Here is a 21,316-nt window from a genome sequence, read left to right as displayed (position 1 = left end):
CCATCGCGATGGAAGACGGTCTGCGTTTCGCTATCCGTGAAGGCGGTCGTACCGTCGGCGCTGGCGTCGTAGCCAAAATCATCGAGTAAGACTTTTAAAGTCAGCTTGATGGATTGAAAAAGCCCCCGCTCAGCGGGGGCTTTTTTATTGGGTTGACACCTATCAGGGGCGTCTATAGAATTGCGCCTCCTTTTAACGGGCGTATTGCGCCCGGTGGGAATAGCAGCCGGAGTCTGAAATCCAATGCAAAATCAGCAAATCCGTATCAGGTTGAAGGCTTTTGACCATCGCCTGATCGACCAATCAACCCAGGAAATCGTGGAAACCGCGAAACGTACTGGTGCTCAAGTGCGTGGTCCAATTCCACTGCCTACCCGTAAAGAGCGGTTCACCGTTCTGGTTTCCCCGCACGTCAACAAAGACGCGCGTGACCAGTACGAGATCCGCACTCATAAGCGTGTTCTGGACATCGTCCAGCCAACGGATAAAACCGTTGATGCGCTGATGAAGCTTGATCTTGCGGCCGGTGTGGAAGTGCAGATCAGCCTCGGCTAAGACTCGGTCTTGGTCGTGTAACGCTCTGAAATGGGCGGCCATAGCGGGTGAAAGCCCCGTACACTCATGAGGTTTACAACATGACTATTGGTGTAGTCGGTCGTAAATGCGGTATGACCCGTATTTTCACCGAAGAAGGTGTCTCCATTCCGGTCACGGTCATTGAGATCGAGCCGAATCGCGTCACCCAGTTCAAAACTGAAGAGACCGATGGCTATCGTGCAGTGCAAGTCACTGTCGGCGAGCGTCGCGCTTCGCGTGTAACAGCAGCTCAGGCTGGCCACTTCGCTAAAGCGAACGTTGCCGCTGGTCGCACCACCATGGAATTCCGCCTTGAAGAAGGCGAGTACCAGGCTGGCGATCTGATCAACGCTGAAATCTTCGCCGCTGGTCAACTGGTTGATGTAACCGGTCAGTCCAAGGGTAAAGGCTTTCAGGGTACGATCAAGCGTTGGAATTTCCGCGGGCAAGATAACACCCACGGTAACTCCGTATCCCACCGCGTCCCAGGCTCTATCGGCCAGTGCCAGACTCCTGGTCGTGTATTCAAGGGCAAAAAAATGTCCGGTCATATGGGCGCTGAGCGCGTGACCGTGCAGTCCCTGGAAGTAGTGCGCGTGGACGCTGAACGCAATCTGTTGTTGGTCAAGGGTGCTGTTCCTGGCGCTACTGGCGGCAACCTGGTTGTACGTCCAGCAGCCAAGGCTCGCGGTTAAGGGGAAGCTGACATGCAATTAAATGTAAATGACGCTCAAGCGATCGAAGTTTCCGAACTGACATTTGGCGGCGAATTCAACGAGACGCTGGTTCACCAAGCAGTCGTGGCCTACATGGCCGGCGGCCGTCAAGGTAGCAAGCAGCAGAAGACCCGTTCCGACGTTCGTGGTGGCGGCAAGCGCCCATGGCGTCAGAAAGGTACTGGCCGTGCTCGTGCCGGTACTATCCGTAGCCCAATCTGGCGTGGCGGCGGTACCACTTTCGCAGCTCGTCCACAGGATCACTCCCAGAAGCTGAACAAGAAGATGTATCGCGCAGCAATGCGTTCCATCCTTGCTGAGCTGGTGCGTACTGATCGTCTGGTCGTGGTTCAGGATTTCGCTGTTGAAACTCCGAAAACCAAAGATCTGCTGGGCAAACTGAACAACATGAGCCTGACCGACGTTCTGATCGTGTCGGACGCTGTTGATCAGAACCTGTACCTGGCTGCTCGCAACCTGCCGCACGTAGATGTACGTGATGTGCAAGGTTCCGATCCAGTTAGTCTGATCGCATACGACAAGGTGTTGATCACCGTGTCGGCCGTGAAGAAATTCGAGGAGCTGCTGGGATGAACCAGGAACGCGTATTTAAAGTTCTGCTTGGCCCGCACGTTTCCGAGAAGGCTACGGTTCTGGCAGACAAGAAAGGCCAGTTCGTTTTCAAGGTTGCTACTGATGCAACCAAGCTGGAAATCAAGAAGGCCGTCGAAAGCCTGTTCAGCGTGAAAGTAGAGCGCGTCACTACCCTGAACGTTCTGGGTAAGAGCAAGCGCACTGCTCGCGGTCTGGGCAAGCGTAATGACTGGAAGAAGGCAGTTATCTCCCTTCAGCCAGGCCAAGATCTCGATTTCAGCAGCAGTGCTGAGTAAGGAAGGGGTGCATCATGGCAATCGTTAAATGCAAACCGACTTCCCCTGGCCGCCGTTTTGTGGTCAAGGTGGTCAACCAGGAGCTGCATAAAGGCGCTCCTCACGCACCGCTGCTCGAGAAAAAATCGAAGTCTGGTGGTCGTAACAACAATGGCCGTATTACCACTCGTCACATCGGTGGTGGTCATAAGCAGCATTACCGTATGGTCGATTTCCGTCGCAACGACAAAGATGGCATCGTCGCCACTGTCGAGCGTATCGAATACGATCCAAACCGTACTGCTCACATCGCACTGCTCTGCTACGCAGACGGCGAGCGTCGCTACATCATCGCCCCTAAAGGCGTGAGTGCTGGCGACCAGCTGATCGCAGGCGCTCTGGCTCCAATCAAGCCAGGCAACGCTCTGCAACTGCGCAACATTCCAGTCGGTTCTACCGTACACGGCATCGAATTGAAGCCAGGTAAAGGTGCACAGATCGCTCGTTCCGCTGGTGCTTCGGCTCAGCTGATCGCTCGTGAAGGTGTCTACGTGACCCTGCGTCTGCGTTCCGGTGAAATGCGTAAAGTCCTGGCTGAATGCCGTGCGACCCTGGGTGAAGTCTCGAACTCCGAGCACAGCCTGCGTTCGCTGGGTAAAGCTGGTGCCAAACGCTGGCGTGGCGTTCGCCCAACCGTTCGTGGTGTTGCCATGAACCCGGTTGACCACCCACATGGTGGTGGTGAAGGTCGTACCTCTGGTGGTCGTCATCCGGTATCGCCATGGGGCTTCCCGACTAAGGGCGCGAAGACTCGTGGTAATAAGCGTACCGACAAAATGATCGTCCGTCGTCGCAAGTAAATAGAGGGATACGACAGTGCCACGTTCTCTGAAAAAAGGTCCTTTTATTGATCTTCACCTACTGAAGAAGATCGAAGTGGCGGCGGAAAAGAACGATCGCAAACCAATTAAAACCTGGTCGCGTCGTTCGATGATCCTGCCACAAATGGTCGGTCTGACCATCGCAGTACACAACGGTCGTCAGCACGTCCCAGTTCTCGTTAACGAAGACATGGTCGGCCACAAACTGGGCGAGTTCGCCGGTACCCGCAACTATCGCGGGCACGTGGCTGACAAGAAAGCCAAGCGTTAAGGGGTAAGGAAATGGAAGTAGCCGCTAAGTTGTCGGGCGCTCGAATCTCCGCCCAGAAAGCCCGCTTGGTCGCCGACCAGATCCGCGGGAAGAAGGTGGGCGAAGCGCTCAACCTGTTGGCTTTCAGCAGTAAGAAAGCCGCCGAGATCATGAAGAAAGTGCTGGAGTCGGCCGTAGCCAACGCCGAGCATAACGAAGGCGCAGACGTTGATGACCTGAAGGTCAGCACCGTTTTCGTCAACGAAGGGCGTTCGCTGAAGCGCATCATGCCACGTGCCAAAGGCCGTGCTGATCGCATCGTCAAGCGGTCTTGCCATATCACTGTCAAGGTTGCTGACAAGTAACGGAGTCGAAGAGATGGGTCAGAAAGTACATCCCATTGGCATTCGCCTGGGAATCGTCAAGGAGCACACCTCCGTCTGGTACGCAGACGGTCGGACTTATGCGGACTACTTGTTCGCAGATCTGAAAGTGCGTGAGTATCTCCAAGACAAACTAAAAAGCGCGTCCGTAAGCCGTATCGATATCCATCGTCCGGCCCAAACTGCACGCATCACCATCCACACCGCTCGTCCAGGTATCGTTATCGGGAAGAAAGGTGAAGATGTTGAGAAACTGCGTCAGGACCTGACCAAGCAAATGGGTGTGCCTGTGCACATCAATATCGAAGAGATCCGCAAGCCGGAGCTCGACGGTATGCTGGTTGCGCAGAGCGTAGCTCAGCAGCTGGAGCGTCGTGTAATGTTCCGTCGCGCTATGAAGCGCGCTGTACAGAACGCCATGCGCATTGGTGCCAAAGGCATCAAAATCCAAGTGAGCGGTCGTCTCGGCGGTGCTGAAATCGCACGTACTGAATGGTATCGCGAAGGTCGTGTGCCACTGCACACCCTGCGTGCCGACATCGACTATGCCAACTACGAAGCTCACACCACTTACGGTGTGATCGGTGTAAAGGTTTGGATCTTCAAAGGCGAAGTTATTGGTGGTCGCCAAGAAGAACTGAAACCACAAGCACCAGCGCCTCGTAAAAAAGCTGCTAAGTAAGGGGTACGCCAAATGTTGCAACCAAAGCGTACGAAGTTCCGCAAGCAGATGACCGGCCACAACCGTGGTCTGGCACTGCGCGGTAGCAAAGTCAGCTTCGGCGAGTTCGCGCTGAAGTCTGTTGCTCGTGGTCGTCTCACCGCTCGTCAGATCGAGTCAGCGCGTCGTGCTCTGACCCGTCACGTAAAACGTGGCGGCAAGATCTGGATCCGTGTATTCCCGGACAAGCCGATCTCCAAGAAACCTCTCGAGGTTCGTATGGGTAAAGGTAAGGGTAACGTGGAGTACTGGGTTGCCCAGATTCAGCCAGGCAAAGTCCTGTATGAAATCGAGGGTGTTTCTGAAGAGCTGGCGCGTGAGGCTTTCGCCCTGGCTGCTGCAAAGCTGCCGCTCGCCACCTCCTTTGTTAAACGGACGGTGATGTGATGAAAGCGAATGAACTTCGTGAAAAATCCGCACAGCAGCTGAACGAGCAACTGCTCGGCTTGCTGCGCGACCAGTTCAATCTGCGCATGCAGAAAGCAACTGGCCAGTTGGGGCAGTCTCATCTGCTCTCGCAAGTTAAGCGTGACATCGCTCGCGTGAAGACTGTGCTCAACCAGCAGGCAGGTAAGTGATCATGGCTGAAGCCGAAAAAACTGTCCGTACGCTGACTGGCCGTGTTGTCAGCGACAAGATGGACAAAACCATCACCGTTCTGATCGAGCGTCGCGTAAAGCACCCGATCTACGGTAAATACGTTAAGCGTTCGACTAAGCTGCACGCGCACGACGAAACCAATCAGTGCCACATCGGCGACAAAGTCACTATTCGTGAAACTCGTCCGATGGCCAAGACCAAGTCTTGGGCGCTGGTTGATGTTCTCGAACGCGCTGTGGAAGTCTAAGGGCTAGGGGTCGGAGAAATTATATGATTCAGACTCAATCCATGCTCGATGTGGCCGATAACAGCGGCGCTCGCCGTGTTATGTGCATCAAGGTGCTGGGTGGCTCCCATCGTCGTTACGCTGGTATCGGTGACATCATCAAAGTTACCGTGAAGGAAGCAATTCCTCGCGGTAAGGTGAAAAAAGGCCAAGTGATGACTGCTGTTGTAGTCCGCACTCGTCACGGCGTACGTCGTGCTGATGGCTCCATTATCCGCTTTGATGGCAACGCTGCTGTTCTTCTGAACAACAAGCAAGAGCCGATCGGCACCCGTATCTTTGGGCCAGTGACCCGTGAACTTCGTACTGAGAAGTTCATGAAGATCGTCTCGCTCGCCCCAGAAGTGCTGTAAGGAGATCCGACATGCAAAAGATTCGTCGTGACGACGAGATCATCGTGATCGCCGGCAAAGACAAAGGTAAGCGCGGTAAGGTGCTGAAGGTTCTTGCTGACAACCGTCTGGTTGTTGGTGGTCTGAACCTGGTCAAGCGTCATACCAAGCCTAACCCGATGTCGGGCGTACAGGGCGGTATCGTCGAGAAAGAAGCGCCACTGCACGCTTCCAACGTCGCCATCTTCAACGGCGAAACCAACAAGGCTGACCGCGTTGGTTTCAAAGTAGAAGACGGTAAGAAAATTCGTGTCTTCAAGTCGACCCAAAAAGCGGTTGATGCTTGAACACTGCTAGGTAGAAGACCATGGCACGACTAAAAGAGATTTACCGGAAGGAAATCGCTCCGAAACTTAAGGAAGAACTTAAGCTTTCGAACGTGATGGAAGTTCCGCGCGTTACCAAAATCACCCTGAACATGGGTCTGGGCGAAGCGATCGGCGACAAAAAAGTCATCGAGCACGCTGTTGCTGACCTGGAAAAGATCACCGGCCAGAAAGTCGTTGTGACCTACGCTCGTAAATCCATCGCTGGCTTCAAAGTCCGCGAAGGATGGCCGATCGGCGTCAAAGTGACCCTGCGCCGTGAGCGTATGTACGAGTTCCTGGATCGTCTGCTGTCGATCTCCCTGCCTCGGGTTCGCGACTTCCGCGGCCTGAATGCCAAGTCCTTCGATGGTCGTGGCAACTACAGCATGGGCGTGAAAGAGCAGATCATCTTCCCGGAAATCGACTACGACAAGATCGATGCTCTCCGCGGTCTGGACATTACCCTGACCACCACTGCCAAGAACGATGATGAAGGCCGCGCTCTGCTGCGTGCTTTCAAATTCCCGTTCCGCAACTGATTGGAGTAGGAAAATGGCCAAGAAGAGCATGAAGAACCGTGAGCTGAAGCGTCAGCTCACCGTTGCCAAGTACGCCACCAAGCGTGCAGCGCTGAAAGCTATCATCGTTGATCTGAACGCAAGTCCAGAAGCGCGTTGGGAAGCTACCGTAGCTCTGCAGAAGCAACCACGTGACGCAAGCGCTTCGCGCATGCGTAACCGTTGCCGCCTGACTGGTCGTCCGCACGGCGTGTACCGCAAGTTCGGCCTCGGCCGTAACATGCTGCGTCAAGCTGCAATGCGTGGTGACGTGCCAGGTCTGGTTAAAGCCAGCTGGTAATAGTTGTCAAAGTCTCGGTGTTCGGGTTCGCAAGAACCTGACCATCGGTGGCCTTGAATCTGAATCAAGCCCCTTTTGGGGCTTGATTCATTTCTGGGGTGTGTCTAGAATGACCGGCTCGCCTGAGCCCGTGTTTTTCTGCCCGGAAGTTCTCGGCGACAAGTAGTAGCCGCAAGGCTAATTTTTTTGTATTAGGAGCGTCTAGCCCATGAGTATGCAGGACCCGTTAGCGGACATGCTAACTCGAATCCGTAATGCCCAGATGGCTGAAAAGTCTGTCGTAAGCATGCCGTCTTCCACGTTGAAGGCAGCTGTAGCAAAAGTCCTGAAGGACGAAGGTTACATCGCGGATTTTCAGATCACCACCGACGCCAAGCCGTCGCTGTCCATCTCGCTGAAGTACTTCGAAGGCCGTCCGGTTATCGAAGAAGTGAAGCGCGTTAGTCGTCCAGGCCTGCGTCAGTACAAGTCCGTTGAAGATCTGCCGAAAGTTCGTGGCGGTCTTGGCGTGTCTATCGTCTCCACCAACAAAGGTGTGATGACGGATCGTGCTGCGCGCGCTGCCGGTGTCGGCGGCGAAGTTCTTTGCACTGTGTTCTAAGGGGGGATAAGCATGTCTCGCGTCGCTAAGAACCCCGTTAAGCTGCCAGCCGGTGTCGAAGTCAAATTCGCAGGCCAACAGCTTTCGGTGAAGGGTGCCAAGGGTACTCTTGAACTGAACATCCATTCGTCCGTTGAGATCGTTGAAGAAGCTGGTGAGCTGCGTTTCGCTGCTCGCAATGGCGATCAACAAACTCGCGCAATGGCCGGTACCACGCGTGCGTTGGTAAACAACATGGTCCAGGGCGTAAGCCAAGGCTTCGAGCGCAAGCTCCAGCTGGTCGGTGTTGGTTACAAAGCGCAAGCAAAAGGTCAGGTTCTGAACCTGGCTCTTGGCTTCTCGCACCCAGTGGATTACGAACTGCCGGAAGGCATCACCGCTGAGACTCCTAGCCAGACCGATATCCTGATCAAGGGCATCGACAAGCAGCTGGTAGGTCAAGTGGCCGCCGAGATCCGCGACTTCCGTCCACCAGAGCCATACAAAGGCAAAGGTGTGCGCTACGCGGACGAAGTCGTCCGTCGTAAAGAAGCCAAGAAGAAGTAGGGCATAGCAAATGACCGACAAAAAAGTTACTCGACTGCGTCGCGCTCGCAAAGCACGCCTGAAAATGCACGAACTCGAAGTCGTGCGTCTCTGCGTGTTCCGCTCGTCGCAGCACATCTACGCCCAGGTCATCTCGGCCGACGGCAACAAAGTCCTGGCAAGTGCCTCGACTTTGGATAAAGAACTGCGTGATGGTGCCACTGGCAACATCGACGCGGCCACAAAGGTTGGCCAGCTGGTCGCTACGCGTGCTAAGGCCGCTGGCGTATCGCAAGTGGCTTTCGACCGCTCTGGCTTCAAGTACCACGGCCGCGTTAAAGCGCTGGCTGATGCTGCTCGTGAAGCTGGGCTGGAGTTCTAAGTTATGTCAAATAACGACCAAAAGCGCGACGAAGGCTACATCGAGAAGCTGGTTCAAGTTAACCGCGTAGCCAAAACCGTTAAAGGCGGCCGTATCTTCACTTTCACCGCGTTGACCGTGGTTGGTGATGGTAAAGGGCGTGTTGGCTTCGGCCGTGGCAAGTCGCGTGAAGTGCCTGCTGCGATCCAGAAGGCAATGGAAGCTGCTCGCCGCAACATGATTCAAGTTGACCTGAACGGCACCACTCTGCAGTACGCAATGAAGTCCGCTCACGGCGCTTCGAAGGTGTACATGCAGCCTGCTTCTGAAGGTACCGGTATCATCGCTGGCGGCGCTATGCGTGCTGTCCTCGAAGTTGCTGGCGTTCAGAACGTTCTGGCCAAGTGCTACGGCTCGACTAACCCGGTAAACGTGGTTCACGCCACTTTCAAGGGTCTGAAGGCTATGCAGTCTCCTGAGTCCATCGCTGCCAAGCGTGGCCTGCGTGTTGAGGAGATCAAGTAATCATGGCTACCGTTAAAGTTACGCTGATCAAAAGCATGACCGGCCGCATCCCTAACCACAAACTGTGCGTTAAGGGTCTGGGTCTGCGTCGCATCGGTCACACTGTAGAAGTCCAGGATACTCCCGAGAATCGCGGGATGATCAACAAGGCTTACTACATGCTGCGTGTCGAGGGTTAATCGATGAAACTCAATGATCTGAGTCCAGCGCCGGGTTCCCGTCGCGAAAAGCATCGTCCGGGCCGTGGTATCGGTAGTGGTTTGGGCAAGACTGGTGGCCGTGGTCACAAAGGTCAGACCTCCCGCTCCGGTGGCACCATCGCTCCAGGCTTTGAAGGCGGTCAACAGCCGCTGCATCGTCGCCTGCCTAAGTTCGGTTTCGTTTCCCTGAAAGCCATGGATCGCGCAGAAGTGCGTTTGTCCGAGCTGGCCAAAGTGGAAGGCGACATCGTTACTGTGCAGTCCCTGAAAGATGCCAACGTGATCAACGTCAACGTACAGCGTGTGAAAATCATGCTGTCCGGTGAAGTGGCTCGCGCTGTCACTATCGGCAAGGGAATCGGCGCCACCAAAGGTGCGCGTGCGGCTATCGAAGCAGCTGGCGGCAAGTTCGAGGAATAAATGGCTAAGCAAGGTGCTCTCTCTGCGCTCGGCAAAGGCGGTATGTCTGAACTCTGGGCTCGTCTGCGTTTTCTGTTCCTGGCGATTATCGTCTACCGAATAGGCGCACACATCCCGGTTCCAGGTATCAACCCGGACCGACTCGCAGACCTGTTTCGACAGAATGAGGGGACCATTCTTAGCTTGTTCAACATGTTCTCCGGCGGCGCGCTGGAACGGATGAGCATCTTTGCACTGGGGATCATGCCGTACATTTCGGCATCGATCATCATGCAACTGATGACCGCCGTCAGCCCGCAGCTGGAGCAGTTGAAGAAGGAAGGTGAAGCTGGCCGTCGCAAGATTAGCCAGTACACCCGCTACCTCACCGTCGCTCTCGCTCTGGTCCAGGCTATTGGCATGTCCATTGGTCTGGCGGGGCAGGGCGTCGCGTTCACTGGTGACTTTGGCTTCCATTTCGTCGCGGTAACCACATTTGTGGCTGGTGCGATGTTCATGATGTGGCTGGGTGAGCAGATTACTGAGCGTGGTGTTGGCAACGGTATCTCGATGTTGATTTTTTCGGGTATCGTCGCCGGTCTTCCGAGAGCAATCGGGCAGTCTTTCGAGTCTGCGCGTCAGGGTGATATCAACATCTTCGCCTTGGTTGCCATCGGTTTGCTGGCAGTAGCGATTATCGGTTTCGTGGTTTTCATTGAGCGTGGCCAGCGTCGTATCGCTGTTCACTACGCCAAGCGTCAGCAGGGCCGCAAGGTTTTTGCTGCGCAGACAAGCCACTTGCCGCTGAAGGTGAACATGGCCGGTGTTATTCCGGCTATTTTCGCGAGCAGCATCTTGCTGTTTCCGGCTTCGTTGGGTGCCTGGTTCGGTCAGTCTGAAGGTATGGGCTGGTTGCAGGACATCTCGCAGTCGATCGCTCCTGGTCAGCCGTTGAATATTCTGCTGTTTAGTGCAGGGATTATTTTCTTCTGCTTCTTCTATACGGCGTTGATGTTCAATCCGAAAGACGTAGCGGAAAACCTGAAGAAGTCCGGTGCCTTTATTCCGGGCATCCGTCCAGGTGAGCAGTCTGCGCGCTATATTGATGGCGTTCTGACCCGCTTGACCCTGTTCGGTGCTCTTTACATGACGGCCGTGTGCCTGTTGCCCCAATTCCTGGTGGTTGCAGCAAACGTTCCGTTCTACCTTGGCGGGACCTCGTTGCTGATCGTGGTCGTGGTTGTGATGGACTTCATGTCCCAAGTACAATCGCACCTCGTTTCGCACCAGTACGAATCCCTGATGAAGAAAGCCAACCTGAAGGGTTACGGCAGCGGCATGTTGCGCTGAGTACCCATAAGGTTCGAGGAGTTGGTGATGAAAGTTCGTGCATCGGTGAAAAAGCTGTGCCGTAACTGCAAGATTATTCGCCGCGAAGGTGTTGTTCGAGTAATTTGCAGCGCGGAACCGCGTCACAAACAGCGCCAAGGCTGAGTGTGATTGTGCTTCAAGCCCGGTAGCTAGTGCGCTACCGGGTTGATTATTTGTTATTACAGCGATATTATCTCGCGCCCTATTTCTTGGCTTCCGGGGCGTAGGTAGCTGTCAATTGGAGTCCCACTGAATGGCCCGTATTGCAGGCGTTAACATTCCAGATAACAAGCATACTGTTATCTCGCTGACCTACATCTATGGTGTTGGTCGCACTACTGCGCAGAAGATCTGTGCAGTGACTGGGGTAAACCCAGCAGCAAAGATCAAAGATCTGAGCGACGAGCAAATTGAACAGCTGCGTGGCGAAGTGGCGAAGTTCACCACTGAAGGTGACCTGCGTCGCGAAATCAACATGAAAATCAAGCGCTTGATGGACCTCGGTTGCTATCGCGGTCTGCGTCATCGTCGTGGTCTGCCAGTACGCGGTCAGCGTACCAAGACCAACGCGCGTACCCGTAAAGGTCCGCGTAAGCCGATCCGCAAGTAATCGCCCCAGCGAATCGACAGGAATTTAATCATGGCAAAACCTGCTGCTCGTCCTCGTAAAAAAGTTAAAAAGACAGTGGTTGATGGCATCGCCCACATCCATGCATCTTTTAACAACACCATCGTGACCATCACCGACCGTCAAGGTAACGCTCTTTCCTGGGCTACCTCCGGTGGTTCGGGTTTCCGCGGTTCCCGCAAGTCCACCCCGTTCGCTGCTCAAGTAGCTGCTGAGCGTGCTGGTCAAGCTGCGCTGGAATACGGCCTGAAAAACCTCGACGTAAACGTCAAGGGTCCAGGTCCAGGTCGTGAATCCGCAGTCCGCGCTTTGAACGGCTGTGGCTACAAGATCGCCAGCATCACCGACGTGACGCCAATCCCGCACAACGGGTGCCGTCCGCCGAAGAAGCGCCGCGTGTAATCCAGGAGATTGTAAAGAATGGCTCGTTACATTGGTCCAAAATGCAAACTCGCTCGTCGCGAAGGCACCGATCTCTTCCTGAAGAGCGGCGTGCGCGCGATCGAATCGAAGTGCAACATTGAAGCAGCACCTGGTATCCACGGCCAACGCCGCGGTCGCCAGTCCGACTACGGCACCCAACTGCGTGAAAAGCAGAAGGTCCGTCGTATCTACGGCGTTCTCGAGCGTCAGTTCAGCGGCTACTACAAAGAAGCTGCTGGCAAGAAAGGTGCAACCGGTGAAAACCTGCTGCAACTGCTCGAATGCCGTCTGGACAACGTTGTATACCGTATGGGCTTTGGTTCGACTCGTGCCGAATCCCGCCAGCTGGTATCGCACAAGTCGATCAGCGTAAACGGTCAGACCGTAAACGTTCCGTCGTATCAGGTTCGTGCTGGTGACGTGGTTGCAGTTCGCGAGAAAGCAAAAAACCAACTTCGCATTGTCCAAGCTCTCGATCTGTGTGCCCAACGTGGCCGCGTAGAATGGGTAGAAGTAGACACTGAGAAGAAGTCGGGCGTTTTCAAGAACGTTCCTGCTCGCAGTGATCTGTCCGCCGACATCAACGAAAGCCTGATTGTCGAGCTCTACTCCAAGTAAGGGCTAGAAAATAGGTGCATCCATGCAGATTTCGGTAAATGAGTTCCTGACACCCCGCCACATTGATGTGCAGGTTGTCAGTCCAACCCGCGCCAAGATCACTCTCGAGCCTCTCGAGCGTGGTTTTGGCCACACCCTGGGCAACGCGCTGCGCCGCATCCTGTTGTCCTCAATGCCCGGCTGCGCAGTAGTCGAGGCCGAGATTGACGGTGTGCTCCACGAGTACAGCGCCATCGAAGGTGTACAGGAAGACGTAATTGAAATCCTGTTGAACCTTAAAGGTCTGGCCATCAAGCTGCACGGTCGTGACGAAGTTACGCTGACCTTGTCGAAGAAGGGTTCGGGGGTGGTTACCGCTGCCGATATTCAGCTGGATCATGATGTCGAGATCGTTAATCCCGATCACGTAATCGCTAACCTGGCGTCTAACGGCGCCCTGAACATGAAGCTCACCGTAGCTCGTGGTCGTGGTTATGAACCAGCCGACTCGCGTCAGAGCGATGAAGACGAAAGCCGCAGCATCGGTCGCTTGCAGCTTGACTCTTCGTTCAGCCCGGTTCGCCGTATCGCTTACGTGGTGGAAAACGCCCGTGTCGAACAGCGTACCAACCTGGACAAGCTGGTTATTGATCTGGAAACCAACGGTACCCTGGATCCTGAAGAGGCTATCCGTCGCGCTGCAACCATCCTGCAACAGCAGCTGGCTGCGTTCGTCGACCTCAAAGGTGAAAGTGAGCCGCTGGTTGTCGAGCAGGAAGACGAGATCGATCCGATCCTGCTTCGCCCGGTTGACGATCTGGAACTGACTGTACGTTCGGCTAACTGCCTTAAGGCGGAAAACATCTACTACATCGGCGACCTGATTCAGCGTACCGAAGTAGAGCTGTTGAAGACTCCGAACCTGGGCAAGAAATCCTTGACTGAAATCAAGGACGTTCTGGCCTCCCGCGGTCTGTCCCTCGGCATGCGCCTCGACAACTGGCCGCCTGCAAGTCTTAAGAAGGACGACAAGGCGACTGCCTGATCGTCGTAATCACCGAACGTAGTGTTTGGTAAGGAATGAACCATGCGTCATCGTAAAAGTGGTCGTCACCTGAGCCGCACCAGCTCGCACCGCAAGGCCATGTTCCAAAACATGGCGGTGTCGCTGTTCGAGCACGAGCTGATCAAAACTACTCTGCCAAAAGCCAAAGAACTGCGCCGCGTTGCCGAGCCGCTGATCACTCTGGCCAAGACAGACAGCCTGGCTAACCGCCGTCTGGCTTTCGACCGTACTCGTTCGAAAGCTATCGTTGGTAAGCTCTTCAACGACCTGGGCAAGCGTTACGCTACCCGTGAGGGTGGCTACCTGCGCATCCTCAAGTGCGGTTTCCGCGCTGGCGACAACGCGCCTATGGCGTACGTCGAGTTGGTTGATCGTGCTACTGCTGGCGAAGCTGTATCCGCCGAGTAAGACGTCAGTCTGAAACAAAGAACCGGGCCTAGTGCCCGGTTTTTTGTGCCTGTAAGAAATGCGTCGTCCGTACAAGTTTCTGACATGGTTGAACTGCCACTATGTGCCGGGAAAACATAATTAGTAATTATCTATCGATGCCTGCAAGTTAATGAATTTGTAGCTGTAACGTCGATGATCAATACTTCCCGCCAAGCCCATTAGCCGGCAGTTCAAGACTGACAGAGGAAGAAGACCGCATGAGCCAGACCAAGACGCTTACAACCGCCAGTGGCGCGCCAGTCGCTGACAACCAGAATTCCCGTTCCGCCGGCCCACGCGGTCCGCTGCTTCTCGACGATTTCCATCTGATCGAAAAACTTGCGCACTTCAACCGTGAAAACATTCCAGAACGCCGTGTCCACGCTAAGGGCTCGGGCGCTTACGGTACGTTCACCGTCACCAGTGAAATCACCGAATACACCAGTGCAAAGTTGTTCGAATCGGTAGGCAAACAAACGCCAACCTTTCTGCGCTTTTCCACCGTAGGTGGCGAGCGTGGTTCGGCCGACACTGAGCGCGATCCGCGCGGCTTCGCCTTGAAGTTCTACACCGAGGAAGGCAATTGGGACATCGTCGGCAACAACACGCCAGTGTTCTTCATCCGCGATCCGCTGAAATTTCCTGACTTTATCCACACGCAAAAGCGTCTGCCGCAAAGCAACCTGAAAAGCGCGCAGATGATGTGGGATTTCTGGTCGCATTCGCCTGAAGCGCTGCACCAGGTCACCATCCTGTTTTCTGATCGTGGCATCCCTGACGGCTACCGTCACATGCACGGCTTCGGTAGCCACACCTACAGCCTGATCAACGCCAAAGGTGAGCGTCACTGGGTGAAGTGGCACTACAAGACCCAGCAAGGCATCAAGAACCTGGCGCCAGCCGAGGCCGCCCGTTTGGCCGGTACCGACCCGGACTATGCGCAGCGTGACCTGTTCGAGGCTATCGAGCGCGGTGAATTCCCGAAATGGCGCGTGTGCATTCAGATCATGACCGAAGCGCAGGCGGCGGCTCATTACGAGAATCCGTTCGACGTGACCAAGACTTGGTCGCAGAAGGAGTTTCCGTTGATCGAAGTTGGTGAGCTGGAGTTGAATCGCAACCCGTTGAACTACTTCGCTGAAGTTGAACAGGCTGCGTTTGGCCCGAGCAACATGGTGCCAGGTGTCGGTCTGTCGCCAGACCGCATGCTGCAAGGCCGTGTATTCGCCTACGCTGACGCGCACCGTTACCGTGTGGGCACCAATCACCAGCAATTGCCGGTGAACGCTCCGCGCAGCCCGGTGAATACTTATCAGCGTGACGGCTCCATGGCTTTCGGCAGCAATGGCGGCGCGGCGCCGAACTATGAACCGAACAGCTACGTTGAGTCGCCGAAGCAAGCGCCGCATTACGCGGAGCCAGCGCTGGCCTTGAGCGGTGCCGCTGATCGTTATGATCATCGCGAAGATACCGACTACTACAGCCATGCCGGTGCCTTGTTCCGCTTGATGAGCGACGAGCAGAAAGCATTGCTGGTCAGCAACATTGCCGGCGCAATGGCGGGCGTTTCCAGCGACGTCGTCGATCGCCAGTTGCAGCATTTCTACAAAGCCGATCCGGCGTATGGAGAAGCAATCGCAAAGCTGCTCAACTGACAGCTTAACGTAGTCTAAACGAGAAGCAGAACCGCCCTCATTTGGGCGGTTTTTGCGTTATTTGGCCTGCTTTTCTCAGAATATCTTCGCTTTTATTGCGCGCGGTGAGTGACCTTCCGGTCAGGTTGGTTCAAACTACAGACTTTCAGGAAGGGAGATGTAGGGCGATGCAAGGCCACCCAGATGTAATCGATTACCTCAATACGTTGCTGACCGGCGAACTGGCCGCGCGTGACCAATATTTCGTTCATTCGCGGATGTATGAGGACTGGGGGTTCACCAAGCTCTACGAGCGCATCAACCACGAGATGGAAGAAGAAGCCGGCCACGCCGATGCATTGATGCGGCGGATTCTGATGCTCGAAGGCACGCCGCGCATGCGTCCGGATGATCTGGATGTCGGCACCACGGTGCCTACGATGCTCGAAGCTGATCTGCGCCTCGAATACAAAGTCCGCGCTGCGCTGTGCAAAGGCATCGAACTTTGCGAGCAACACAAGGACTATGTCAGCCGCGAAATTCTGCGGGTTCAGCTCAACGACACCGAAGAAGATCACACCTACTGGCTGGAAAAGCAGCTGGGCCTGATCAAGCTGATCGGTCCCGAGAACTACCTGCAGTCCCACGCGTCCTGATTGCACGGCTACAAAAAAGCCCCTGTCACTTCAACGGTGACAGGGGCTTTTTCATGCCTGGCAGTTAAGCCCGATCGCGGATCAGCAGCGGCTTGAGGTAATGGCCGGTGTGAGATTGCTTCATCTCGGCAACTTCCTCCGGCGTACCGGTGGCAATGATCTGCCCGCCCTTGGAACCGCCTTCAGGACCGAGGTCCACCAACCAGTCAGCGGTCTTGATCACATCGAGGTTATGCTCGATCACCACCACGGTGTTGCCGTGGTCGCGCAGACGATGGAGGACGTCGAGCAATTGCTGGATATCGGCGAAGTGCAGGCCGGTGGTTGGCTCATCGAGGATATACAGGGTTTTGCCCGTATCGCGCTTGGACAGTTCGCGCGACAACTTGACCCGCTGTGCTTCACCGCCGGACAGGGTCGTCGCCGACTGCCCGAGCTTGATGTAGGACAGGCCGACATCCATCAGCGTTTGCAGCTTGCGCGCCAGTGCCGGCACCGCATCGAAGAACTCCCGTGCTTCCTCGATGGTCATTTCGAGGGTTTCATGGATGCTCTTGCCCTTGTATTTGATCTCAAGGGTTTCGCGGTTGTAGCGCTTGCTCTTGCACACGTCGCAGGGCACGTAGATGTCCGGCAGGAAGTGCATTTCCACCTTGATCAGGCCATCGCCCTGGCACGCTTCGCAGCGACCGCCCTTGACGTTGAACGAGAAACGCCCCGGGCCGTAACCCCGGGAGCGCGACTCGGGCACGCCGGCAAACAGTTCGCGGATCGGTGTGAACAGCCCGGTGTAGGTCGCCGGGTTGGAGCGCGGCGTACGGCCGATCGGGCTCTGGTCGATATCGACGACTTTGTCGAGATGTTCCAGACCTTTGATGCTGTCATGCGCAGCCGCTTCCAGCGTGGTCGCGCCATTCAGTGCAGTGGCGCTGAGCGGGAACAGCGTGTTGTTGATCAGGGTCGATTTGCCCGAACCGGATACGCCAGTCACGCAAGTCAGCAGGCCGATCGGGATGTCCAGATCGACGTTGCGCAGGTTGTTGCCACGCGCACCTTTGAGCGACAGGTTGAGCTTCTTGTTGCGCGGCGTGCGTTTGGCCGGCACTTCGATCTTCACCCGGCCGGACAGGTATTTGCCAGTCAGCGAATCCGGGTGCGCCATGACTTCATCCGGCGTGCCCTCGGCAACGATCCGCCCGCCGTGTACACCTGCGCCCGGGCCGATATCGACGACATAGTCAGCCAGACGAATCGCGTCTTCATCATGCTCGACCACGATCACCGTGTTGCCGATATCGCGCAAATGCTTGAGCGTACCGAGCAGCCGGTCGTTGTCGCGCTGATGCAGGCCAATGGATGGTTCATCGAGGATATACAGAACGCCGACCAGGCCCGCGCCAATCTGGCTGGCCAGACGAATCCGTTGCGCCTCGCCACCGGACAATGTGTCGGCACTGCGATCCAGCGACAGATAGTCGAGGCCGACGTTGACCAGAAATTGCAGACGCTCGCGGATTTCCTTGAGGATCTTGTCGGCGATCTCGCCACGCCGACCGGTCATCTTCAGCGCACCGAAATATTCGCAGGCATCGCCGATCGGCAGATTGGTCACTGCCGGCAGGGTTTTCTCGCCGACCCAGACGTGCCGCGCTTCACGGCGTAAACGCGTGCCACGGCAATCGGGACAGGCCTGATGGCTGAGGAACTTGGCCAGCTCTTCGCGCACGCTCGCCGATTCGGTTTCGCGATAGCGACGCTCAAGATTCGGCACGATGCCTTCGAACGGGTGCGAGCGTTTGACGATATCGCCACGGTCGTTGAGGTATTTGAAGTCGACGTTTTGCGAGCCGCTGCCGTGCAGGATGAACTTCTGCTGCTCGGCGCTCAGGTCGTTGAAGGGTTTGTCCAGGCTGAACTTGTAGTGCGAGGCGAGTGAGCCGAGCATCTGGAAGTAATAAACGTTGCGCCGGTCCCAGCCGCGTATTGCACCTTCGGCCAGGGTCAGCTCGCCATTGACCAGACGCTTGATGTCGAAGAACTGCTTCACACCCAGGCCATCGCAGGTCGGGCAGGCGCCGGCCGGGTTGTTGAAGGAAAACAGCTTGGGTTCCAGCTCGCTGATCGCATGGCCGCAGATCGGGCAGGCGAAGCGTGCGGAGAAGATCATTTCTTCGCCCGGCTCGTTGTCCATCGGCGCGACCAGGGCAATGCCGTCGGCGAGTTTCAGCGCGGTCTCGAAAGACTCGGCCAGACGTTGCTGCAGATCGGCGCGAACCTTGAAGCGGTCGACGATCACATCGATCGAATGCTTCTTCTGTTTATCCAGCTTCGGCAGCTCGTCGAGCTCGCAGATCCGCCCGTTGACCCGGGCGCGGACGAAACCTTGCGCACGCAATTCTTCGAAGACCGACAGGTGTTCGCCTTTACGTTCGCGGATCACCGGTGCCAGCAACATCAGTTTGCTGCCTTCCGGCTGCGCCAGCACCAGATCGACCATCTGGCTGACGGTCTGCGCCTCCAGTGGAATGTCGTGATCCGGGCAACGCGGCGTACCGACGCGGGCATAGAGCAAGCGCAGGTAGTCGTAGATTTCGGTGATGGTGCCGACCGTGGAGCGCGGGTTGTGCGAGGTCGACTTCTGTTCGATGGATATCGCCGGCGACAGGCCTTCGATGGTGTCGACGTCGGGTTTTTCCATCATCGACAGGAACTGCCGGGCATAGGCCGACAGCGATTCGACATAGCGGCGCTGACCTTCGGCATACAGCGTGTCGAACGCCAGGGACGACTTGCCGGATCCGGACAGGCCGGTGATGACGATCAGTTTGTCCCGTGGCAGGGTCAGGTCGATGTTCTTCAGGTTGTGGGTACGGGCCCCACGTATCAGGATCTTGTCCAAAGTGGCCTCGCTTGGCGGGCGTCGAAAACGTAGGAGTATACGGGCAAATACTGGATGGATGCACACTATCAAACGAAGGGCGTTTTGCCGTTCATGAAGAGAGTTTCATCTATACGCGTCATAGCGTCGCGATATACCCCGTCTTCCGATGGGACTGGTAGAATCGCCGCCGGTTCACACGAGGTTTTTCCATGCACGATCCCCACAGCGAACGCATGAGTGGCAGCGAGACCCGCGCGGCGAGCGGTCTGGCCCTGGTGTTCGCCTTCCGTATGCTTGGCATGTTCATGGTGTTGCCGGTGCTGGCGACCTATGGCATGGATCTGGCGGGAGCGACCCCGGCCCTGATCGGGCTGGCGATTGGCGCTTACGGTCTGACCCAGGCAATTTTCCAGATTCCGTTCGGGATCATTTCCGACCGCATCGGTCGCCGGCCGGTGATCTACCTCGGCCTGATCGTCTTCGCTCTTGGCAGTGTTCTGGCTTCCCAGGCCGATTCGATCTGGGGCGTGATCGCCGGGCGAATCCTGCAGGGCGCCGGGGCGATTTCTGCAGCGGTGATGGCGCTGCTTTCCGACCTGACCCGCGAGCAGCATCGGACCAAAGCCATGGCGATGATCGGCATGACCATCGGCCTGTCGTTCGCCGTGGCCATGGTGGTCGGGCCGTTATTGACCAGTGCGTTCGGGCTGTCCGGGCTGTTCCTCGCCACTGGCGCCATGGCGCTGCTCGGCATCCTGATCATCATGTTCATGGTGCCGCAATCCACCGGGCCGTTGCAGCACCGGGAATCCGGAGTGGCCCGGCAGGCGCTGATGCCGACGCTCAAGCACCCGGACCTGCTGCGCCTGGATCTGGGCATCTTTGTGTTACATGCCATGTTGATGTCGAGCTTCGTCGCCTTGCCGCTGGCACTGGTGGAGAAAGCCGGTTTGCCCAAGGAACAGCACTGGTGGGTCTACCTCACCGCGCTGCTGATTTCGTTCTTCGCCATGATCCCGTTCATTATCTACGGCGAGAAGAAACGCAAAATGAAACGAGTTTTGCTCGGCGCCGTCATGACATTGATGCTGACTGAACTATTCTTCTGGCAGTTCGGCGACAGCCTGCGTGCTCTGGTGATCGGCACGGTGGTGTTTTTCACCGCGTTCAATCTGCTCGAGGCATCGTTGCCGTCGCTGATCAGCAAGGTTTCACCGGCAGGCGGCAAGGGCACGGCCATGGGCGTGTACTCCACCAGCCAGTTCCTCGGTTCGGCACTCGGCGGGATACTCGGCGGCTGGTTGTTCCAGCATGGCGGTCTGTCGGTTGTGTTCCTCGGATGCGCCGCGCTGGCTGCACTTTGGCTGGCCTTTGCTGTTACCATGCGCGAACCTCCCTACGTGACGAGCCTGCGCTTGCCGTTGTCGCCCGAAGCGATCCGCGAAGCGGGTCTGGTCGAGCGCCTCAAGGCCCTGGTAGGGGTAACAGATGCAGTGATAGTCGCCGAAGAGGCGGCTGTTTACATCAAACTGGACAAAGAATTAGTGGATCGCACCACCCTCGAACGCCTGGTCAACAACCCGGCCGGGGCTGCGTGCGACGCTTAGGAGAACGTTATGGCCCGTGGGGTTAACAAAGTCATATTGGTCGGCACTTGCGGCCAGGATCCCGAAGTTCGCTACCTGCCTAACGGTAACGCCGTGACCAACCTGAGTCTGGCCACCAGCGAACAATGGACCGACAAGCAGACCGGTCAGAAGGTCGAGAAGACCGAGTGGCACCGCGTGTCGATGTTCGGCAAGGTGGCCGAGATCGCCGGTGAATACCTGCGCAAGGGTTCGCAGGTGTACATCGAAGGCAAGCTGCAGACCCGCGAGTGGGAAAAGGACGGCATCAAGCGTTACACCACTGAAATCGTGGTCGACATGCAAGGCACCATGCAACTGCTCGGCGGCCGTCCACAACAGGGCGATCAGCAAGGCGGCGGCAACAACTACCAGCAGCAGGCGCCACGTCAGCAGGCACCGCGCCCGCAGCAGTCGGCTCCACAGCAGCGTTCGGCTCCGGCGCCTCAGCAGGCCGCACCGCAACCGGCTCCGGATTTCGACAGCTTCGATGACGATATTCCGTTCTGATTTGCCGCTGTAACCGTCTTGAATGAAAAGGGCCCGTCGCTTAAA

Annotated in this window: 33 protein-coding genes and 1 pseudogene; 33 read left to right on the top strand and 1 reads right to left on the bottom strand. The window is 56.3% G+C overall.

Annotated elements, in window-relative coordinates; genetic code table 11:
- The 31 genes and pseudogenes from D8U71_RS18405 to bfr all read left to right on the top strand — a co-directional run.
- Positions 1-89, top strand: a pseudogene (locus tag D8U71_RS18405) (elongation factor Tu); the annotation flags it as partial.
- Between the two features lie 154 nt (positions 90-243).
- The gene (gene rpsJ, locus D8U71_RS18400) at positions 244-555 is read left to right on the top strand and encodes a 30S ribosomal protein S10 (RefSeq protein WP_003186070.1); all 312 of its coding nucleotides are present in this window, start codon (positions 244-246) and stop codon (positions 553-555) included.
- Positions 556-635: 80 nt separating this feature from the next.
- Positions 636-1,271, top strand: a complete 636-nt coding sequence (rplC, locus tag D8U71_RS18395) for a 50S ribosomal protein L3 (protein WP_003228738.1) — start codon at positions 636-638, stop codon at positions 1,269-1,271.
- Between the two features lie 12 nt (positions 1,272-1,283).
- The gene (rplD, locus tag D8U71_RS18390) at positions 1,284-1,886 is read left to right on the top strand and encodes a 50S ribosomal protein L4 (RefSeq protein WP_003228735.1); all 603 of its coding nucleotides are present in this window, start codon (positions 1,284-1,286) and stop codon (positions 1,884-1,886) included.
- Positions 1,883-2,182 carry a 50S ribosomal protein L23 gene (gene rplW / locus D8U71_RS18385; protein ID WP_002555488.1) on the top strand — a complete coding sequence of 100 codons (300 nt, stop codon included), beginning with the start codon at positions 1,883-1,885 and terminating at the stop codon, positions 2,180-2,182. The genes rplD and rplW overlap by 4 nt, the downstream gene beginning before the upstream one ends.
- Before the next feature lie 14 nt (positions 2,183-2,196).
- Positions 2,197-3,021 (top strand): 50S ribosomal protein L2, encoded by an 825-nt coding sequence (gene rplB / locus D8U71_RS18380; protein WP_016772943.1) that lies wholly within the window; start codon positions 2,197-2,199, stop codon positions 3,019-3,021.
- 16 nt (positions 3,022-3,037) lie between these two features.
- Positions 3,038-3,313 carry a 30S ribosomal protein S19 gene (rpsS, locus tag D8U71_RS18375; protein ID WP_011336172.1) on the top strand — a complete coding sequence of 92 codons (276 nt, stop codon included), beginning with the start codon at positions 3,038-3,040 and terminating at the stop codon, positions 3,311-3,313.
- A gap of 11 nt (positions 3,314-3,324) precedes the next feature.
- A complete protein-coding gene (rplV, locus tag D8U71_RS18370) occupies positions 3,325-3,657 on the top strand; it encodes a 50S ribosomal protein L22 (protein WP_003103908.1) in 333 nt (110 codons plus the stop codon).
- 13 nt (positions 3,658-3,670) lie between these two features.
- Positions 3,671-4,357 carry a 30S ribosomal protein S3 gene (rpsC, locus tag D8U71_RS18365; RefSeq protein ID WP_003176422.1) on the top strand — a complete coding sequence of 229 codons (687 nt, stop codon included), beginning with the start codon at positions 3,671-3,673 and terminating at the stop codon, positions 4,355-4,357.
- A gap of 12 nt (positions 4,358-4,369) precedes the next feature.
- A complete protein-coding gene (gene rplP / locus D8U71_RS18360) occupies positions 4,370-4,783 on the top strand; it encodes a 50S ribosomal protein L16 (protein ID WP_003228729.1) in 414 nt (137 codons plus the stop codon).
- Positions 4,783-4,974, top strand: a complete 192-nt coding sequence (gene rpmC, locus D8U71_RS18355) for a 50S ribosomal protein L29 (RefSeq protein WP_002555481.1) — start codon at positions 4,783-4,785, stop codon at positions 4,972-4,974. The genes rplP and rpmC overlap by 1 nt, the downstream gene beginning before the upstream one ends.
- Before the next feature lie 2 nt (positions 4,975-4,976).
- A complete protein-coding gene (rpsQ, locus tag D8U71_RS18350; RefSeq protein ID WP_003194644.1) occupies positions 4,977-5,243 on the top strand; it encodes a 30S ribosomal protein S17 in 267 nt (88 codons plus the stop codon).
- 23 nt (positions 5,244-5,266) lie between these two features.
- A complete protein-coding gene (gene rplN, locus D8U71_RS18345) occupies positions 5,267-5,635 on the top strand; it encodes a 50S ribosomal protein L14 (protein ID WP_002555479.1) in 369 nt (122 codons plus the stop codon).
- A gap of 11 nt (positions 5,636-5,646) precedes the next feature.
- Positions 5,647-5,961 carry a 50S ribosomal protein L24 gene (rplX, locus tag D8U71_RS18340; RefSeq protein WP_003186046.1) on the top strand — a complete coding sequence of 105 codons (315 nt, stop codon included), beginning with the start codon at positions 5,647-5,649 and terminating at the stop codon, positions 5,959-5,961.
- Between the two features lie 20 nt (positions 5,962-5,981).
- The gene (gene rplE, locus D8U71_RS18335) at positions 5,982-6,521 is read left to right on the top strand and encodes a 50S ribosomal protein L5 (RefSeq protein ID WP_003210069.1); all 540 of its coding nucleotides are present in this window, start codon (positions 5,982-5,984) and stop codon (positions 6,519-6,521) included.
- 13 nt (positions 6,522-6,534) lie between these two features.
- Entirely contained in the window at positions 6,535-6,840 is a 306-nt protein-coding gene (gene rpsN / locus D8U71_RS18330) for a 30S ribosomal protein S14 (RefSeq protein WP_003186042.1), read from the top strand.
- Positions 6,841-7,048: 208 nt separating this feature from the next.
- Entirely contained in the window at positions 7,049-7,441 is a 393-nt protein-coding gene (gene rpsH / locus D8U71_RS18325; protein WP_016772944.1) for a 30S ribosomal protein S8, read from the top strand.
- Between the two features lie 12 nt (positions 7,442-7,453).
- Complete coding sequence (gene rplF, locus D8U71_RS18320; protein ID WP_003228722.1) at positions 7,454-7,987, top strand: 50S ribosomal protein L6; 534 nt, start codon at positions 7,454-7,456, stop codon at positions 7,985-7,987.
- A 10-nt stretch (positions 7,988-7,997) separates the two neighbouring features.
- Positions 7,998-8,348, top strand: coding sequence for a 50S ribosomal protein L18 (rplR, locus tag D8U71_RS18315; RefSeq protein ID WP_003186037.1), 351 nt, complete (start codon positions 7,998-8,000; stop codon positions 8,346-8,348).
- Positions 8,349-8,351: 3 nt separating this feature from the next.
- Complete coding sequence (rpsE, locus tag D8U71_RS18310) at positions 8,352-8,852, top strand: 30S ribosomal protein S5 (RefSeq protein WP_007955637.1); 501 nt, start codon at positions 8,352-8,354, stop codon at positions 8,850-8,852.
- Positions 8,853-8,854: 2 nt separating this feature from the next.
- Positions 8,855-9,031 carry a 50S ribosomal protein L30 gene (gene rpmD / locus D8U71_RS18305; RefSeq protein WP_003176408.1) on the top strand — a complete coding sequence of 59 codons (177 nt, stop codon included), beginning with the start codon at positions 8,855-8,857 and terminating at the stop codon, positions 9,029-9,031.
- Positions 9,032-9,034: 3 nt separating this feature from the next.
- The gene (gene rplO, locus D8U71_RS18300) at positions 9,035-9,472 is read left to right on the top strand and encodes a 50S ribosomal protein L15 (RefSeq protein WP_011336169.1); all 438 of its coding nucleotides are present in this window, start codon (positions 9,035-9,037) and stop codon (positions 9,470-9,472) included.
- Positions 9,473-10,801, top strand: coding sequence for a preprotein translocase subunit SecY (secY, locus tag D8U71_RS18295; protein WP_016772945.1), 1,329 nt, complete (start codon positions 9,473-9,475; stop codon positions 10,799-10,801).
- A 27-nt stretch (positions 10,802-10,828) separates the two neighbouring features.
- On the top strand, positions 10,829-10,945 hold the full coding sequence (rpmJ, locus tag D8U71_RS18290) for a 50S ribosomal protein L36 (protein ID WP_002555468.1): 117 nt from the start codon (positions 10,829-10,831) through the stop codon (positions 10,943-10,945).
- A 130-nt stretch (positions 10,946-11,075) separates the two neighbouring features.
- A complete protein-coding gene (gene rpsM / locus D8U71_RS18285) occupies positions 11,076-11,432 on the top strand; it encodes a 30S ribosomal protein S13 (protein WP_003186020.1) in 357 nt (118 codons plus the stop codon).
- Positions 11,433-11,462: 30 nt separating this feature from the next.
- The gene (gene rpsK / locus D8U71_RS18280; RefSeq protein WP_002555466.1) at positions 11,463-11,852 is read left to right on the top strand and encodes a 30S ribosomal protein S11; all 390 of its coding nucleotides are present in this window, start codon (positions 11,463-11,465) and stop codon (positions 11,850-11,852) included.
- An 18-nt stretch (positions 11,853-11,870) separates the two neighbouring features.
- Entirely contained in the window at positions 11,871-12,491 is a 621-nt protein-coding gene (gene rpsD, locus D8U71_RS18275; protein WP_003176404.1) for a 30S ribosomal protein S4, read from the top strand.
- 22 nt (positions 12,492-12,513) lie between these two features.
- Positions 12,514-13,515 carry a DNA-directed RNA polymerase subunit alpha gene (rpoA, locus tag D8U71_RS18270; RefSeq protein ID WP_016772946.1) on the top strand — a complete coding sequence of 334 codons (1,002 nt, stop codon included), beginning with the start codon at positions 12,514-12,516 and terminating at the stop codon, positions 13,513-13,515.
- A 42-nt stretch (positions 13,516-13,557) separates the two neighbouring features.
- A complete protein-coding gene (gene rplQ / locus D8U71_RS18265; protein WP_003176402.1) occupies positions 13,558-13,944 on the top strand; it encodes a 50S ribosomal protein L17 in 387 nt (128 codons plus the stop codon).
- Positions 13,945-14,183: 239 nt separating this feature from the next.
- Positions 14,184-15,620, top strand: a complete 1,437-nt coding sequence (locus D8U71_RS18260) for a catalase (protein ID WP_130888367.1) — start codon at positions 14,184-14,186, stop codon at positions 15,618-15,620.
- Positions 15,621-15,787: 167 nt separating this feature from the next.
- Positions 15,788-16,255, top strand: a complete 468-nt coding sequence (gene bfr / locus D8U71_RS18255; RefSeq protein WP_130888366.1) for a bacterioferritin — start codon at positions 15,788-15,790, stop codon at positions 16,253-16,255.
- A 64-nt stretch (positions 16,256-16,319) separates the two neighbouring features.
- Here the strand turns inward: bfr and uvrA are convergent, their stop codons facing one another.
- Positions 16,320-19,154, bottom strand: coding sequence for an excinuclease ABC subunit UvrA (uvrA, locus tag D8U71_RS18250; protein WP_130888365.1), 2,835 nt, complete (start codon positions 19,152-19,154; stop codon positions 16,320-16,322).
- 191 nt (positions 19,155-19,345) lie between these two features.
- On the opposite strand from uvrA, the gene D8U71_RS18245 reads away from it, so the two are divergent.
- Both D8U71_RS18245 and D8U71_RS18240 read left to right on the top strand, forming a co-directional pair.
- Complete coding sequence (locus D8U71_RS18245; protein ID WP_122611019.1) at positions 19,346-20,743, top strand: MFS transporter; 1,398 nt, start codon at positions 19,346-19,348, stop codon at positions 20,741-20,743.
- A 9-nt stretch (positions 20,744-20,752) separates the two neighbouring features.
- Complete coding sequence (locus D8U71_RS18240; protein WP_003228709.1) at positions 20,753-21,271, top strand: single-stranded DNA-binding protein; 519 nt, start codon at positions 20,753-20,755, stop codon at positions 21,269-21,271.
- Positions 21,272-21,316 lie beyond the last annotated feature (45 nt).

The sequence above is a fragment of the Pseudomonas sp. Sample_21 genome (genome assembly GCF_004307525.1).
Classification (GTDB): Bacteria; Pseudomonadota; Gammaproteobacteria; order Pseudomonadales; family Pseudomonadaceae; genus Aquipseudomonas; species Aquipseudomonas atacamensis.
Note: the sequence above shows the minus strand (reverse complement) of the source record. Positions and strands in the feature narration are given on the sequence as shown.